The 15,557-nt window shown below is 31.7% G+C and carries 14 protein-coding genes and 1 pseudogene; 3 read left to right on the top strand and 12 right to left on the bottom strand.

Going from position 1 to position 15,557, the window contains the following annotated elements:
- Positions 1-587: 587 nt before the first annotated feature.
- A pseudogene (locus L8W68_RS08245) lies at positions 588-1,361 on the bottom strand (cache domain-containing protein); the annotation flags it as partial.
- Positions 1,362-1,552: 191 nt separating this feature from the next.
- On the opposite strand from L8W68_RS08245, the gene L8W68_RS03070 reads away from it, so the two are divergent.
- Positions 1,553-2,587, top strand: a complete 1,035-nt coding sequence (locus L8W68_RS03070; RefSeq protein WP_257936219.1) for an isoaspartyl peptidase/L-asparaginase family protein — start codon at positions 1,553-1,555, stop codon at positions 2,585-2,587.
- On the opposite strand, the gene L8W68_RS03065 is transcribed toward L8W68_RS03070, so the two are convergent.
- The 11 genes from L8W68_RS03065 to L8W68_RS03015 form a co-directional block, all read right to left on the bottom strand.
- The gene (locus L8W68_RS03065) at positions 2,588-3,010 is read right to left on the bottom strand and encodes a Sua5 YciO YrdC YwlC family protein (protein WP_214126640.1); all 423 of its coding nucleotides are present in this window, start codon (positions 3,008-3,010) and stop codon (positions 2,588-2,590) included.
- A complete protein-coding gene (gene carB, locus L8W68_RS03060; protein WP_263674968.1) occupies positions 3,007-6,270 on the bottom strand; it encodes a carbamoyl-phosphate synthase large subunit in 3,264 nt (1,087 codons plus the stop codon). The genes L8W68_RS03065 and carB overlap by 4 nt, the downstream gene beginning before the upstream one ends.
- A gap of 97 nt (positions 6,271-6,367) precedes the next feature.
- Complete coding sequence (locus tag L8W68_RS03055) at positions 6,368-7,339, bottom strand: catalase (RefSeq protein WP_263674967.1); 972 nt, start codon at positions 7,337-7,339, stop codon at positions 6,368-6,370.
- Between the two features lie 86 nt (positions 7,340-7,425).
- Positions 7,426-8,169 carry a rod shape-determining protein MreC gene (mreC, locus tag L8W68_RS03050; RefSeq protein WP_263674966.1) on the bottom strand — a complete coding sequence of 248 codons (744 nt, stop codon included), beginning with the start codon at positions 8,167-8,169 and terminating at the stop codon, positions 7,426-7,428.
- Positions 8,159-9,196 (bottom strand): rod shape-determining protein, encoded by a 1,038-nt coding sequence (locus L8W68_RS03045; protein ID WP_012662095.1) that lies wholly within the window; start codon positions 9,194-9,196, stop codon positions 8,159-8,161. The genes mreC and L8W68_RS03045 overlap by 11 nt, the downstream gene beginning before the upstream one ends.
- Positions 9,197-9,198: 2 nt before the next feature.
- Complete coding sequence (clpX, locus tag L8W68_RS03040) at positions 9,199-10,428, bottom strand: ATP-dependent Clp protease ATP-binding subunit ClpX (RefSeq protein ID WP_263674965.1); 1,230 nt, start codon at positions 10,426-10,428, stop codon at positions 9,199-9,201.
- Positions 10,421-11,212 carry an acyl-ACP--UDP-N-acetylglucosamine O-acyltransferase gene (gene lpxA, locus L8W68_RS03035; RefSeq protein WP_263674988.1) on the bottom strand — a complete coding sequence of 264 codons (792 nt, stop codon included), beginning with the start codon at positions 11,210-11,212 and terminating at the stop codon, positions 10,421-10,423. Before lpxA ends, clpX begins: the two co-directional genes overlap by 8 nt.
- A complete protein-coding gene (gene fabZ / locus L8W68_RS03030; protein ID WP_039619275.1) occupies positions 11,212-11,652 on the bottom strand; it encodes a 3-hydroxyacyl-ACP dehydratase FabZ in 441 nt (146 codons plus the stop codon). The genes lpxA and fabZ overlap by 1 nt, the downstream gene beginning before the upstream one ends.
- 68 nt (positions 11,653-11,720) lie before the next feature.
- Positions 11,721-12,794, bottom strand: a complete 1,074-nt coding sequence (locus L8W68_RS03025) for an epoxyqueuosine reductase QueH (protein ID WP_263674964.1) — start codon at positions 12,792-12,794, stop codon at positions 11,721-11,723.
- Complete coding sequence (gene bcp, locus L8W68_RS03020; RefSeq protein WP_214118778.1) at positions 12,788-13,249, bottom strand: thioredoxin-dependent thiol peroxidase; 462 nt, start codon at positions 13,247-13,249, stop codon at positions 12,788-12,790. The genes L8W68_RS03025 and bcp overlap by 7 nt, the downstream gene beginning before the upstream one ends.
- Positions 13,246-13,452, bottom strand: a complete 207-nt coding sequence (locus L8W68_RS03015) for a tautomerase family protein (RefSeq protein WP_039619281.1) — start codon at positions 13,450-13,452, stop codon at positions 13,246-13,248. The genes bcp and L8W68_RS03015 overlap by 4 nt, the downstream gene beginning before the upstream one ends.
- 97 nt (positions 13,453-13,549) lie before the next feature.
- Between L8W68_RS03015 and ilvE the strand changes: the two genes are divergently transcribed.
- Together ilvE and L8W68_RS03005 are read left to right on the top strand one after the other, a co-directional pair.
- A complete protein-coding gene (ilvE, locus tag L8W68_RS03010; RefSeq protein ID WP_263674963.1) occupies positions 13,550-14,464 on the top strand; it encodes a branched-chain-amino-acid transaminase in 915 nt (304 codons plus the stop codon).
- 12 nt (positions 14,465-14,476) lie between these two features.
- Complete coding sequence (locus L8W68_RS03005) at positions 14,477-15,547, top strand: prohibitin family protein (protein ID WP_039619283.1); 1,071 nt, start codon at positions 14,477-14,479, stop codon at positions 15,545-15,547.
- The last annotated feature ends 10 nt before the right edge of the window (positions 15,548-15,557 follow it).

The raw sequence follows: 15,557 nt of genomic DNA, 5'->3' as shown, positions 1-15,557 counted from the left end.
ACATTACCTTTTGCATTTTGAACCTGAGTAGAAAAATCTAATGCCTTATAACTTTCAAGCACTCTATCAAGTTCATTGATATTAGAACCTATTTTTTCTTCTAAAACTTTTAACATACCATTTAAAATATTTTTCAATTCTATAAGTTGAGGATTAATAGGATTTTTATCTAATCTCACTGATAAATTTCCAAGTTCAATTTCTTTAACTTTTTGCACACTCTCAGAAACTGCTTCTTGGTCTTTATGTAAATTGTTTTGAATGCTTACAATACTTTCGCTAATCTCACGAGCAATAATTGCAAATTCATCATTTCCTTTAAGATCTATTTTTATTAAATCCATTTTCTTTTTATAGTTTAAGCTATCAAAAAAACTTTCTAAAGTATTTTTGATCACTATAATTTTTTTAAGAAAATAATCTATCATACCACCCAATATAGCTATAATTATCAATACAAATATTACTCCAAAAATAATTTGAGTTATCAAGAGCTTATCAAAAACCTCATCATAATCTTTTAAAGAATTCGCAGAACACAACATCATTTCATTTGCGGTATTTATACATACTGCTACACGCTGATCACCTTTTAAAGTGTACTCGATCAAATTTGTTGGCTCATTTGGGGTTAAACTTGCAACACTAATAAACATTTTTATCGCATTTGCTATTTCAGTCTCTTTGTTTAAATCAATATATCCAGAAGAATGAGCAATTAAGTTTCCATTACTATTAATTAAAAACACACTGTTGCTTGGAGTTATTTTTAACTCCTCAAAAGCTTTTCGCATATCATCAAGAAAAATTTCACCTGCTAAAACACCTATAAATTTTCCATCTATTTCTATGGGAGCTGTTATAGATACAACCATTTTTTTGGTTACTACATCTTCAAAAGGATCTGAAATATTGATTTTTCTAGTATCCTTTGTGAGTTTATACCAAGATCTTACTCTAGCGTCAAAACCATCTTTTTCTTGATTTAAAATAAAATGCTTACCTTTAGAATTAATATCAACATCAATCAAACTACCATCTTTTTCATATCCTACATAAATAGCTGTAAAAGAATGTAAAGAAAAAATATATTCTAAAAATTGAGCCACATGCTCTTTGTCTGTATTTTTACCAGCTACAATACTTTCAGATATTCTCTCAATACTTTCTTTTCTTGAATTAAAATAAAGCTCAGCAAAACTTTTTCCGTTTTTAACGCTTTCTTGCTTACCATGAGTAATACTTTGTAAAATATCTCTTTTAGAAGAATGATAATTTATACCTACAAAAATTCCAAAGCCTATAAGCAAAATTAAGGCCGTAAGTATAGATATTCTTCTTGCAATAATAGTTTTAAACATTAACAAACCTCCAAATTTTGTCGTAAATATAAAAATATTGTAATGTAATTATTAAAAATTTCTTAGTATTTATTAATAAATTAATTTAAAAAATAAAAATTTGTTTTAAATTTGCACATTTGCTAATACAAATTAATATTTATTTAATTTATATTTAATATAATAGTCAGTTTACAAAAAAAGGAGAATATATGAAATTTTTAGCAGGTAGCAAAAAGGCTTTATTGGTATTAGCTAGTTTAGCTTTTTTAACAAGCAATAATACTTTTGCAAAAGATTTTGAACCTATTATCGTTATACATGGTGGAACAAGTGGCTTAGGACTTACTAAAGAAGAATTTGCCAAAAGAGAAAAGGTAATGAAAGAATCCTTAAAAGCAGGTCAAAGCATACTTGAAAAAGGTGGAAGCTCGGTTGATGCGGTTATAGCTGCCATTAAAGTCATGGAAGATAGTCCTGAATTTAATGCTGGAAAAGGCGCTGTTTTTACTTCTGATGGATTTAACGAACTTGATGCATCATTAATGGATGGAAAAAATTTAAAAGCAGGTGCAGTTGCTATGGCTAGGACGATTAAAAACCCCATAGAAGCAGCAAGACTTGTTATGGAAAAAACACCTCACACCTTAATAGCAGGCGAAGGTGCTGATAAATTAGCCAAAAAACATGGTTTAGAAATAGTGGGGCAAAAATACTTCTTTACAGAACACAGATATAAACAACTTCAAGAAGCTAAAAAAAGCAAAGAAGTATTACTAGATAGTGATAAAGCAAAAGCTCATCTTGGTGTAAGCACAGAGCCATATTTAGGCACAGTAGGTGCAATAGCTTTAGATAAAAATGGCAATCTTGCAGCGGGCACAAGCACAGGTGGCACTACAAATAAAATGACAGGACGCATTGGGGATTCTCCTATCATAGGGGCAGGAAATTATGCAAACAATGACTCAGTAGCGATTTCTTGTACAGGAACAGGTGATATTTACATAAGAGTAGCTGCAGCTCATGAGGTTGCGTCTTTATATAAATACAAAAAACTTTCAGTACAAAAAGCAGCCGAAGAAACTATCAAACAAGTAGCTAAACTTGGTGGTACTGGTGGAATCATCTCAATAGATAAAAACGGAAAAGTTGGCTATGCTTGGACTAAAGATAAACTTGGAATGTATCATGGACAAGCAAAAATCGGCGAAGAACCAAAAGTATTTTGGCCACTTGGAAAATAATTAGCGTAACTTAACTTTTTTAACGCCTCGAAGTTTAAAAATCTTTGAGGCTCCACTTTCAAAAAACTTTTCATCTACTATTTTATCCGCATTTTGCATAGCCCAATTTAGATCAAATTTTTTTCCATGAAGATTTGCAGAAGTAGAATAAAGCCAATCAAACTCTTTTAAAAAATTCTCATGAGTACAATCTTTCACAACGCGTATTGCTTTAAAATTAGGATATAAAAAAGTAGTTTTTTTGGATTTTCTAATAGTATTTTTAAAATGATTTGGTACTCTTGTAAGTTTTTTAAGCTCGCTAAATTTAGCTGTGGTAATCAAACAATCTTGGCTTAAAGGTCTTTTTTTTAAAGTATTAAGGGCTTTTAAGTCCTTGCTTAAAAGCCCTGCTGTTGTATCAGTTTGAGCAAGATAAATCATGCTTTTAAGTATTCTTGTAAGCTCTTTACTTCAAGACATGATTTATTTTGTATAGCTTTAATCGCTTTAGCACCTGCATACGCTGCTCTTAGGTTGGTAAAATATGGGGTTTTAAAGCGCAAAATATTTGCTCTAATTTTTTTAGTATCACCTTTAAAGCTATGCTCATCACTTGTATTAATAGCAAGTTGAATTTGAGAATTTTTTAACTTATCCTCTACATTTGGGCGCCCTTCAGAAATTTTATGCACAAACTCACACTCTAAACCTGCTTCTTGTAAAATTTTATAAGTTCCACTTGTAGCAATGATTTTAAATCCTAGCTTAATGTATTCATTAGCTAAATCTACTGCGTATTTTTTATCTTGTTCTCTTAATGATAAAAATACATTGCCACTTTCTGGTAAGAAATTTGAAGAAGCAAGTTGGCTTTTTGCGTAAGAGTTTTCAAAGTCTTTGCTTACACCCATAACTTCGCCGGTTGAGCGCATTTCAGGCCCAAGCTCAAGGTCACTTCCACTAAGTTTTGCAAAAGGAAATACCACTGATTTTACACTAATGTGTTTTGGTTTTTTAGCTCTTAAAATTCCGTTTTTTTCTTCTACCACTTTAAAGGTATCATAAAATTTCAAACTTTCTCTTAAATTTCCTTGCCACATCACGCGTGTTGCAACCTTAGCTAAAGGAATTCCTGTAGCCTTACTCACAAAAGGCACAGTTCTACTAGCTCTTGGATTTACTTCTATCATATAAAGTTTATTATCATGGATAGCAAATTGTATATTTAAAAGCCCTACTACACCTAAATTTAAAGCAATATCTTTTGTTTTTTGCTCAATCATTTCAAGCATAGCTTCATCGATATTTACAGCAGGTAAAGAGCAAGCACTATCGCCTGAGTGAATTCCTGCTTCTTCAATATGCTCCATAATACCTGCTACATAAACTTCTTTTCCATCACTTATCGCATCTACATCAAGTTCAGTAGCATTGTCTAAAAATTGATCGATTAATACCGGGGATTTATCACTCACATCTACGGCTTCTTGCATATAAAGTCTAAGCTCACTCTCATCATGTACAACACGCATTGCACGACCACCCAAAACATAACTTGGTCTAACAAGCACAGGATAACCTATCTCATTTGCTTTTATAATCGCTTCTTCAACGCTTATAGCTGTGCCATTTTTAGGTTGATTTATGCCTAAATCTTCAATAAATTTAGCAAATTTCTTTCTATCTTCAGCTAAATCTATCACCCTTGCACTCGTTCCTATGATCTTTGCTCCAAAAGCACTGAGGCGTTTTGCAAATTTAAGTGGAGTTTGACCACCAAAATGCACTATCACTCCATCTGGTCTTTCTCTATCAATAACCGCTCTTAAATGCTCAAAATCAATCGGCTCAAAGTATAAAATATCACTTGTATCATAATCTGTTGAAACCGTTTCTGGATTACAATTATACATTATAGTTTTTACGCCCATATCTTTTAGAGCAAAAGAAGCATGCACACAAGCATAATCAAACTCAATGCCTTGTCCTATGCGATTTGGTCCGCCACCTATAATCATCACTTTTTTATCTTTTTTATCTTTACTTTCTTTTATTTGTGTAGCTTCATTTGCATTGATACTTGAGTATAAATACGGAGTTAATGCTTCAAATTCGCCTGCACAAGTATCTACTTCACTATATTGAACGATGATTTTATGCTTAATTCTTGCATAATAAATATCATTTTGGCTTAACTCAAGATTATCTTTTTGATTAATTAAGCTAGCAATTTTTTTATCTGAAAAACCTAAAGTTTTAGCTTTTCTTAATAGTTGTTTGTTGCTTAAAATATCCATATCAATTTGATTTTCAAATTCCACTATTTCTTTGATTTGATTTAAAAACCAAGGATCTATTTTGCAAAGCTCAAAAAGCTCTTGTGTGCTAAAACCTTCTCTAAAAGCTTGTGCTATATAAAGCAAGCGTTTTTCATTAGCTTGGCGAATTTTTGCTAAAAGCTCATTTTTATCACATTCTATAGTATCAAACCCGCTTAAATTTCTCTCAAGTGAGCAAAGTGCTTTTTGAATGCTTTCTTTAAAAGTTCTCCCTATAGCCATAACCTCACCCACGCTTTTCATAGCAGTGCCAAGCTCTGTGCTTGCATTTGGGAATTTTTCAAAAGTAAAACGAGGAATTTTAGTTACAATATAATCAATTACCGGTTCAAATGAAGCAGGAGTGCCTGTGATGTCGTTTTTAATCTCATCTAAACTAAATCCAACTGCTAAAAGCGTAGCTACCTTAGCTATAGGATAACCCGTTGCTTTACTAGCTAAGGCTGAAGATCTTGAAACCCTAGGATTCATTTCAATGACTATCATTCTACCATTAGTTGGATTGATAGCAAATTGCACATTTGATCCGCCTGTATCTACTCCAATTTCTCTTAAAATAGCAAAAGAAGCATTACGCATTGCTTGATATTCTTTATCAGTCAAAGTTAAAGCAGGAGCTATAGTAATAGAATCGCCCGTATGAACCCCCATAGGATCAACATTTTCAATAGAGCAAACGATAATACAATTATCATTTTTATCTCTAATGACTTCCATTTCGTATTCTTTCCAACCAAGTAAGCTTTCTTCGATTAAAATTTCATGGATAGGGCTTAGCGCTAAAGCAGTATTTGCAAGTTCTGCAAACTCATCCATATTATACACCACGCCACTTCCTGCACCACCTAAGGTAAAAGAAGCTCTAATCATCAAAGGAAAACCAATCTCATCAACAGCTTTTAAAGCCTCTTCATAATTATACGCATACATAGATTTTGGCAAATCCATGCCAATTTTTTTCATACATTCTTTAAAAACTTGCCTATCTTCACCTTTTTTTATCGCCTCAGGATTTGCACCTAAAAATTTCACATCTGCAAGCTCACCACTTTCATAAACTTCCATAGCAACATTTAAAGCAACTTGGCCACCCATAGTAGGTAAAATCGCATCGATTTTTTCTTTTTTGATAATACTTAGAATACTTTCTTTGGTAATTGGTTCTATATAAGTTGCATCAGCAAATTCAGGATCTGTCATAATCGTAGCTGGATTAGAATTGATCAAAACTACCCTATAACCTAACTCTTTTAAGGTTTTTGCTGCTTGAGTTCCTGAGTAATCAAACTCACAAGCTTGACCTATAACGATAGGCCCACTGCCTATTAATAATATATTTTTTATATCTGTTCTTTTTGGCATGTATTTTCCTAAGCTGAATTTTTAGCCAAATTATAACAAATATAAGTTTTTTAGAAGTTGAAATTAATAAAGAATTTAGCTCTTAAAGAGCTAAATTTTATTGACGCTTACCAAAAGTTATAGCATAAGCTTCATTTCTTACATCAAATAAAGGATCTTGTGGTGGATTAACCCCTTGAGGTACATCTGAAGGAAAATACACATCAAAATTACAATCTTCCTTGCTCAAAGCATTAACTTTAAAAGTCCCAACTAAACTTTCTTTGTGTTTACCACTCCACAAAGCCGTTGTATCATTAGTAATATCATTTTTATTTGCATATACTAAATACATTTTATACTCAACTGGCTTATTAGCCTTTACACGATTTTGAAAATCTTCTTTTAAAAAATCACTACTTGCACTTTTCATTTGTGCTTCATTTAAATATGCCACACCTTCGCTTGGAACTAATTTCCATCTTGCTGGTAGATAATTTTCTCCATCTGCTTGTTTAAAATAAAAAGTATGGATACTAAAAAATGGAGTATTTGCCACGCTTTTACTGATACCAATTTTATCCGTATATGCAGCAAAATTTCTATAAGAATCAACCTCTTTCATCATCTTGCTTATTTTTTCTTGATCGACTTTACCATTTACAGGAAGTCTCATTTCAAAAAACTGACCAAACTCTTTAGGATTTTTTGCGAAATTTATTTCTGTATTTAGCATAACCATAGTCCAAGAAGCAGAATCTTTAGGATCAATAATTCTAATAGCCATACCTCTTGTTTTGCTTTTATCATCTTTAAAAGCTCCACCCAAAGAATATCTTACTTGGATTGGCAAACTTTTTTGTGTTAACAAAGGCACATCAACTTCTTTATTGATAGACAAAGCTGGCTCAAAAGTTCCCATAGCACAAAAACCTTTTGCATGATTAACTTTTGCTTTTGGATTTTTAGGATCTGCGTTAAGTTGATAAAAAATATCTGCTATTTTTTGCGCATCATATTCTACTTCATTCGCATAAATAGCACTACTTAAACAACAAATAGCCAAACAACTGCTGATATATTTTTTCATTAAAGCTCCTAGTTTTAAACTTAGAAGCTATTGTAATATTTAATTCTAAATAATAATTTATATTAATTAAAATAAATAATTTTTTACTATAAATTTTCTACCATATAAAAATAGCTTGGTACTTTCATCTTAGCATAGGGTTTAATATAAGCATTTTGATAAGCACCTTCTTCTTCTATTTTAAAAATTTCTCCCACTGGAATTCCCGAAAAGAAAATCTCATCTAAGCCACTTGTATAAACCTTATCACCCATTTTAAGCTCAAGCCATTTAGGGATATATTTAACCAAAACATAATCATTTCTTCCATGAGCTATACCTGGTGCTTGTTCTTTGCCTATGTAAACAGAAAAAATGCATTCCTCATCACCTTGCAAAAGCCCCAAAGCTCTACCATTTTTTTCTATGACTATGCCTGCTGTATAGCCATTATAAATCAAGCCTTTGATTTTTCCTTTATAATCAACATCAAGCCAAACCTTATGATAATCACTAATTTGCGCATAAGAAGTTGCCTTAACTAAACTCACATTAGGATAATAAAAACTTGAGTTTTTATCGCTTAAAATATTATTTAGCTCATTAGCAAAGTTTTTCATGTAGATATTATTTTTTTCAAGCTCGGCATTTCTTTCTCTTAAAGTTCTAATTTCTTCAGCTTGATTAAAATGTTCGTTGAATTTGTTTTTTAAAAGATCAATACTTTGAGAAAATTGATTAACAATAGCAATATTTAAATCTAAAACATTTCGTTTTATTATATCTCCATAATAAAACGAAATAAATACTAAAAAAGATAATATTAAAACGCTAAGAATTTTACTCTTCATTCGTTAGCTGGTGTAATAATGAAATTTCTTCTAAAGCTTTACCTGTACCTTTTGCAACTGCTAAAAGCGGCTCATCAGCTACATATACTGGAAGTTTTACAATTTCAGATAAATATTTATCAAGCCCACGTATTAAAGCTCCGCCTCCTGTTAAAACAACACCATTTTCAACAATATCAGCTGCAAGATCAGGCGGCATCATTTCAAGAACGATTTTTAAAGCATCAGCGATTTCTTTTAAATGTTCGCGCATAGCTTCTCTTACATCTTCACTTGTTAGTTCGATTCTATTTAACAAGCCTGTTACTTGATCACGCCCTTTAACCACCATAGAAAGTTCTTTTGGAAGTTGAACTGCTGAACCAATAGCGATTTTAATTTCCTCGCCAGTTCTTTCACCTATGACAAGGTTGTATTTTTCTTTTACATAATTTACTATACTAGTATCAAGTTTATCGCCGGCTGTGCGAATTGATTTGGATATCACAAGTCCACCTAAAGAAGTAACACCAATTTCAGTTGTACCACCACCAATATCTACCACCAAGCTCCCTTGAGGCTCTCTAATAGGTAAATTTGCACCAATAGCTGCTGCCATAGGTTCTTCTATTAAAAATACTTCTCTAGCGCCCGCACTTAAAGCACTTTCTCTAACTGCTTTTCTTTCAACTTGAGTTAAACCATAAGGTACTGAAATGATAATTCTAGGTCTTAAAAAAGATTTTCTTCTATGAGTTTTTTCTATAAAATAACGGATCATTTTTTCAGTCATATCAAAATCAGCAATCACACCATCTTTCATAGGACGGATTGCTTCGATATTACCTGGGGTTTTTCCTACCATTTCCTTAGCTTCTTTTCCAACAGCTAAAATTTTAACCCTACCATATCTTTCACGCTCTACTGCAACAACCGAAGGTTCATCAATCACTATACCTTTATCTTTTACCAAAACTAAAGTATTTGCAGTACCTAAGTCGATCCCCATATCACTTGAAAAAAATCCAATTATTTGATCTAAAATCATTCTCAGCCTTTAACTTTTTTATTTTTTATAAATAAAGGTTTTGCACCTTCTTTGATCACTTCTTTAGTAATTACTATGCTATATCCATTATACTCTGGCAAATCAAACATCAAATCTACCATCATCTCTTCAATAATACTTCTTAAACCCCTAGCTCCCGTTTTACGCTCTAATGAAAGCTTAGCAATTTCTCTTAGTGCCTCATCTTCAAATTTTAATTCCACATTATCAATAGCAAAAAGTTTTTGATATTGTTTAATAATGGCATTTTTTGGCTCAGTTAAAATACGCACCATGCTTTCTTCATCAAGCTCTTCTAAAGAAGCAAGTACATGCAATCTTCCTATAAGTTCAGGGATAAGCCCAAAATGCACCAAATCATCAGGCTCTAATCTTTGAAGCAAGGCTTCTTTTTCATCTTTTTTATCATCAGCAAAAAAGCCCATGACATTATCGCCTAGTTTTCTTTTAATGATATCGCTAACACCATCAAAAGCCCCACCACATACAAATAAAATATTAGTCGTATCTATTTGTATAAAATCTTGATTTGGGTGTTTTCTACCACCTTTTGGTGGGATATTTACCAAGGAACCTTCAATGATTTTAAGTAAAGCTTGTTGCACACCCTCACCACTTACATCTCTTGTAATGGAGCGATTTTCACCCATTCTTGCGATTTTATCTATCTCATCAATAAATATAATCCCTTTTTGTGCTCTTTGCACATCTCCATCAGCAGCTTGTAAAAGACGAGTAAGAATATTTTCAACATCTTCTCCCACATAACCTGCTTCAGTTAAAGAAGTCGCATCACAAATTGCAATAGGCACATCTAAAAATCTTGCTAAAGTCTGCGCTAGTAAAGTTTTTCCACTTCCTGTTGGACCTACTAATAAAATATTTGATTTTGCTAATTCTGTATCATCATCTTCTAAGTCAGATCTAAAAAGTCTTTTGTAGTGATTATACACCCCTACGCTAAAGATTTTTTTAGCTCTATCTTGTCCGATGACATATTTATCTAAATATGCTTTTAATTCTTTAGGGGTTATGTCTTTAAAATTTTCTTTATCAACTTCTTTATTTTTTAGCTCTTTTTCCTCTCCAAAGAAAATATTGCAAGCACTTTCAGCACAATACTCACATATAAAGGCATTATTATAATCATTTACTAAAATTCTTCTTTCGCTTGTTTCTATTTCATTGCAAAAACTACATCTTTTAACCATGGTTTTTTTCCTTATATATAGGAATTCCTCTTTTTGTTTCTAAGATAAAATTACACATTTTTTTCACATTTTCACTAGAAGTATTTTCTAGCAAACTTAAAGCATTATCTTTTAAATTTCCTTGTCTGAATAAAAATTTAAAAGCCTTGCTTAAAACATCCACTTCTTCTTTGTCAAAACGTCTTCTAATGCCTACTAAATTCAAGCTCCTAATGCTTGCGCGATTTCCCTCAGCCAAGCAAAATGGTACCACATCTTGAGAAAGCGCACTAGCACCTGCTATCATACACCCTTCTCCTACTTTTACAAATTGATGTATTGGAGTAAGCCCACCTACTACGGTATAATCTCCAAGTTCTACATGACCTGCTAAAGTAGCATTATTTGCTAAGATGATGTGATCTCCTAAAGTACAATCATGCGCAATATGAGAATAAGCCATGATAAAAGCATTATCACCTATCCTTGTAAAGCCATCGCCTTTAGCTGTACCTGAATTAATAGTAACAAATTCTCTAATAACCGCGTTTTTTCCTATGATAACACCTGAATTTATCTCATCTTTATAAGATATATCTTGCGGGATATCTCCTACTATGGCATAAGAAAACACTTTTGAATTCTCACCTATAGTTACATTAGGTAAAATTCTTGCACCTTGTTTGATGATGGTATTTGCGCCTATGTTAGCATTTTTACCAACATAAGCATAAGCTTCTACTACAACATCATCTGCTATGATAGCTCCATCTTCTATAACTGCACTTGGATGAATTTTACTCATCATTTATCTACTATCATAGCTTTAAGTTCAGCTTCTGCAACTAATTGTCCATCTACAAAAGCTTTTCCTTGGAAAATCCACATATTTCCACGATTTTTCACTACACTCATTTCATAATCAAGTCTATCACCAGGACGCACTGGATTTCTAAATTTTGCATTATCAATACCCGTAAAATATACTACCTTGGTGCTTGGATCTACTTTATCATCCATACTTTCAAATGCTAAAACCCCTCCAGTTTGTGCCATACCTTCTAAAATTAACACACCTGGATAAATTGGATGATCTGGAAAATGCCCCATAAAAACATGATCGCTTATACTAATATTTTTATAACCTCTAACAACTTCTTTGTTTTTTAATTCTACGATTTTATCTACAAGTAAAAATGGATACCTATGCGGTAAAATTTTTTGAATTTGCATTACATCTATCATAAATTTAGCCTTAAAATATATTCAAAATTCAGATTTTACAAAAAAAATATTAATAAATTAATTAAGTTTTATAACTTCACAATCTTTTCTTTACTATCAAAATAAATTTCACTTTTTGCCATAAATTCATAAGCACCTTTAACGATATTTTCAACAATAATTACCGGAGAAAGATCATAAGCACTAAAATGTTTTTGCCTTATTTTGATTTCTTGCTCTATTTTTAAAGGATTTTGTAAAAAATCTTCATAATTTTTAAATCGCATTTTACATAAGCTATTAAAATAATCAAAACTCCATAAATTAATCTCATCCTTTGCACTTTTATAATGCTTTAAATCCTCATCTAAAATACTAAATTTAGTGTAAGAATTTTTAAAATGTGAGTAAAATAAAACATGAGTTTTTATAGCTTGTTTGTTTTGTTTTATCAAAGCCCTTAACAAGCGATAATTTAAAAATTTCTCTCTTTGAATTTCAAATTTAATGCCTTTTTTTTCTAAACTTTTTACTTGGTTGTAAAATTTAATTTTTTCTTCTATACTTGAAGGCAATATTTGTTTATTAATAGGACTCATAAGCTCATCTATAAAGGCTTTTTGGCTTTTTTGTTTAGAAAGCGCATAAATACATCCACAATAATTTTGATGATAAAGCATATCTTGCTTTGCTAGGGCAAATTGTCTTTGTGTGCCTCCATTTTTTCTAAAATCAGGCGCTAAAAACTCTATGCCAAATTTATCACATTCTTTTTGTAATGCTAATTTTAATTGCTCTAAATCTTTTTTAGGAGATGTTAAAAGAGTTGTTGTGAGTTTTTTTTCTCCTATCTTTTGGGCAAATTCAACACTTTTGTGCATTCTAAAATCAAAACAAATTTGACATCTTGCACCTTTTTCAGGCTCATCTTCATAACCCTTTACACTCTCAAGCCATTTTTCATACTCATATTCACCTTTATAAAGTTTAATGCCTAGTTTATCACAACTGCGTTTAACATCTAAAAATCTAAGCTCATGCTCACTATATGGATGAATATTTGGGTCATAAAAATACCCGATGATTTTCTCATCAGGATAAGCTTTGCTTAATTCTTGTATAAAATAATGACTATCCACGCTACAACAAATATGAACTAACATAATTCTTTTAACACCTTAAAAGCATGATCTTTAGCTTTCACATTTTTATAAATTTTTGTGATATTTCCTTCCTCATTAATTACGAAAGTAGATCTTATAAGCCCTTCATACTCTTTTCCATAATTTTTCTTTAAACCCCAAGCGCCATAAAGTTTGCAAATTTCTTTTTCATTATCACTTAATAAAGTGTGTTTTAAATCATATTTTTTTATAAAATTTTCATGTGATTTCACACTATCTGGGCTAATACCTATAATCACAGCATTTTGTCCTAAAAAATCTTCATAATTTTGACTAAATTCGCAAGCTTGTGTAGTACAACCTGGGGTATTATCTTTTGGATAAAAATACAAAATAATTTTTTTACCCAAAAAATCACTTAGAGAAATTTTAACTCCATCTTGATTTAAAAGTTCAAAAACTGGAGCTTTATCGCCAATTTGCAATTCTTTCATTTTTTACCTTTCAATCTTAATTTTTCTACACTTTCACCACCAAAAGCAATATTATAAGGTTCAATATCTTCTAGCATTATGACTATATTTTGCTTTGGTTTATTATATTTTGTATGTAAAAGTTCTGTAATATCTGCTATTAACTCTTCTTTTTGTGCTTTGCTAAATTCTGGTTTAGCAAGTTTGATATTAATAATAGGCATTGTTTTTCCTTGCTTTAAATAAAGAATTTTACTATATTCTAGCAATTATTAGTATATTTTTGATAAAATTAGTTTTATTTTCAATAAAGGCTTACTCATGATTAGGGCAAAAAAAATTTGGATGGATGGAAAAATCATTGATTTTGACGATGCAAAAATTCATGTTTTAACACATTCATTACATTATGCAAATGCAGTTTTTGAAGGAACAAGAGCTTATAAAACACAAAATGGTTTAGCAATTTTTAGATTAAAAGAACATACCAAAAGACTTTTAGAGTCTGCAAAAATCACTTTAATCAACTCACCTTTTTCTCAAGAAGAACTTGAAAATGCGCAAGTTGAACTTTTAAGGGCAAATGATTTTCAAAATAACACTTATTTGCGCCCATTGATCTTTTTGGGCGATGGAACTATGGGAGTTTATCATGCTAAAGCTCCTGTTAGAGTAGCTATTGCTGCTTGGGAATGGGGTGCTTATTTGGGCGAAGAAGGCTTAGAAAAAGGTATTAAGGTTAAAATTTCTTCTTTTGCTAGAAATAGCGTAAAATCTAGCCTAGGTAAAGCCAAAGCAAGTGCAAATTATTTAAATTCTCAAATGGCTAAACATGAAGCTATAGAAGCAGGATATGAAGAAGCTTTAATGCTTGATGAAGAAGGTTTTGTAGCAGAAGGAACAGGCGAGTGCTTTTTTATGGTTAAAGATGGGAAATTAATCACCCCGCCAAATGATTTTTCATTAAAAAGTATCACTCAAGATACTGTTTTAAAAATTGCACATGATTTGGGTATAAGCGTAGTGCGCCAAAGAATTTCAAGAGATGAAGCTTATGTGGCTGATGAAGCATTTTTCACAGGAACTGCAGCAGAAATAACTCCGATAAATAATATTGATGCAAGAATTATAGGAAATGGAAAAAGAGGTGAGCTAACAACAAAGCTCCAAAATGCGTATTTTGATATAGTTTATGGACGCAATGAAAAATACGCTTCTATGCTAACTTATATTTAACAAAGGAACTAAATGCCAGCTGATTTGAATGATTATTTTAACAAAAAAAACAATCAAAACAACAATAAGCAAAATTTAAATTTCAAAGCTCCTGAATTTAACTTCAAAGGTTTTGGAAAATTTTCTCCATTAATTTATAGCGCGATTGCAATTATTTTAGTTTTTGCACTTTTTAAACCTTTTGCAATAGTTAATTCAGGAGAAATGGGGATCAAGTCTACCACGGGTAAATACAGCCCTACTCCACTTGAACCAGGACTTCATTTTTTTATGCCAGTATTACAAAAAATCACTATAGTAGATACTAGAGTAAGACAAATTAATTATGCTTCTATTGAAGGTGTAAATGAAAATTTACAAATAGGCTCAGGAGTTGTAAATAAAAATAGTATCTCTGTGCTTGATTCAAGAGGTTTGCCTGTGTCTATTGATGTAACCGTTCAATATAGATTAAATCCTTTACAAGTTCCTCAAACTATCGCAACATGGGGACTTAATTGGGAAAATAAAATCATTGATCCGGTTGTAAGAGATGTAGTAAGAAATGTGGTAGGTCAATATACTGCAGAAGAGCTTCCAACAAATCGTAACACCATAGCAGTGCAAATTGATCAAGGTATTAGAAAAACTATAGAAAGCCAGCCAAATGAGCCTGCTGAGCTTCAAGCAGTTCAACTTAGAGAGATTATCTTACCTATAAAAGTAAAAGAGCAAATTGAAAGAGTACAAATTGCTAAACAAGAAGCTGAAAGAACAAAATATGAAGTAGAAAGAGCCAACCAAGAAGCACTTAAAAAAGCAGCTTTAGCTGAAGGGGAGGCAAATGCAACCATCATTAGCGCTAAAGGTAGAGCAAGTGCAGTTAAAATAGAAGCTGATGCGCAAGCATATTCAAATAGAGAAATAGCAAAAAGTTTAAATAATCCTTTGCTTGATTTAAAACAAATTGAAACTCAAAAACAGTTTAACGAAGCACTTAAGGTTAACAAAGATGCCAAAATTTTCTTAACACCTGGTGGAGCTGTGCCAAATATTTGGGTTGATAGTAAAGATAGCAAAAGAACAAGCTCGGTAGCAAACTAAAATTAAAGAG

It is taken from the genome of Campylobacter sp. FU_497, from assembly GCF_025772425.1.
GTDB classification, from domain to species: domain Bacteria; phylum Campylobacterota; class Campylobacteria; order Campylobacterales; family Campylobacteraceae; genus Campylobacter_D; species Campylobacter_D lari_C.
This window is presented reverse-complemented; position numbering and strand designations above follow the sequence as displayed.

Bases quoted from the DNA above. Each gene is read 5' to 3' on its own strand.
- L8W68_RS03070 (WP_257936219.1), top strand. From the start codon at position 1,553: ATGAAATTTTTAGCAGGTAGCAAAAAGGCTTTATTGGTATTAGCTAGT.
- L8W68_RS03065 (WP_214126640.1), bottom strand. From the start codon at position 3,010: ATGATTTATCTTGCTCAAACTGATACAACAGCAGGGCTTTTAAGCAAG.
- carB (WP_263674968.1), bottom strand. From the start codon at position 6,270: ATGCCAAAAAGAACAGATATAAAAAATATATTATTAATAGGCAGTGGG.
- L8W68_RS03055 (WP_263674967.1), bottom strand. From the start codon at position 7,339: ATGAAAAAATATATCAGCAGTTGTTTGGCTATTTGTTGTTTAAGTAGT.
- mreC (WP_263674966.1), bottom strand. From the start codon at position 8,169: ATGAAGAGTAAAATTCTTAGCGTTTTAATATTATCTTTTTTAGTATTT.
- L8W68_RS03045 (WP_012662095.1), bottom strand. From the start codon at position 9,196: ATGATTTTAGATCAAATAATTGGATTTTTTTCAAGTGATATGGGGATC.
- clpX (WP_263674965.1), bottom strand. From the start codon at position 10,428: ATGGTTAAAAGATGTAGTTTTTGCAATGAAATAGAAACAAGCGAAAGA.
- lpxA (WP_263674988.1), bottom strand. From the start codon at position 11,212: ATGAGTAAAATTCATCCAAGTGCAGTTATAGAAGATGGAGCTATCATA.
- fabZ (WP_039619275.1), bottom strand. From the start codon at position 11,652: ATGATAGATGTAATGCAAATTCAAAAAATTTTACCGCATAGGTATCCA.
- L8W68_RS03025 (WP_263674964.1), bottom strand. From the start codon at position 12,794: ATGTTAGTTCATATTTGTTGTAGCGTGGATAGTCATTATTTTATACAA.
- bcp (WP_214118778.1), bottom strand. From the start codon at position 13,249: ATGAAAGAATTGCAAATTGGCGATAAAGCTCCAGTTTTTGAACTTTTA.
- L8W68_RS03015 (WP_039619281.1), bottom strand. From the start codon at position 13,452: ATGCCTATTATTAATATCAAACTTGCTAAACCAGAATTTAGCAAAGCA.
- ilvE (WP_263674963.1), top strand. From the start codon at position 13,550: ATGATTAGGGCAAAAAAAATTTGGATGGATGGAAAAATCATTGATTTT.
- L8W68_RS03005 (WP_039619283.1), top strand. From the start codon at position 14,477: ATGCCAGCTGATTTGAATGATTATTTTAACAAAAAAAACAATCAAAAC.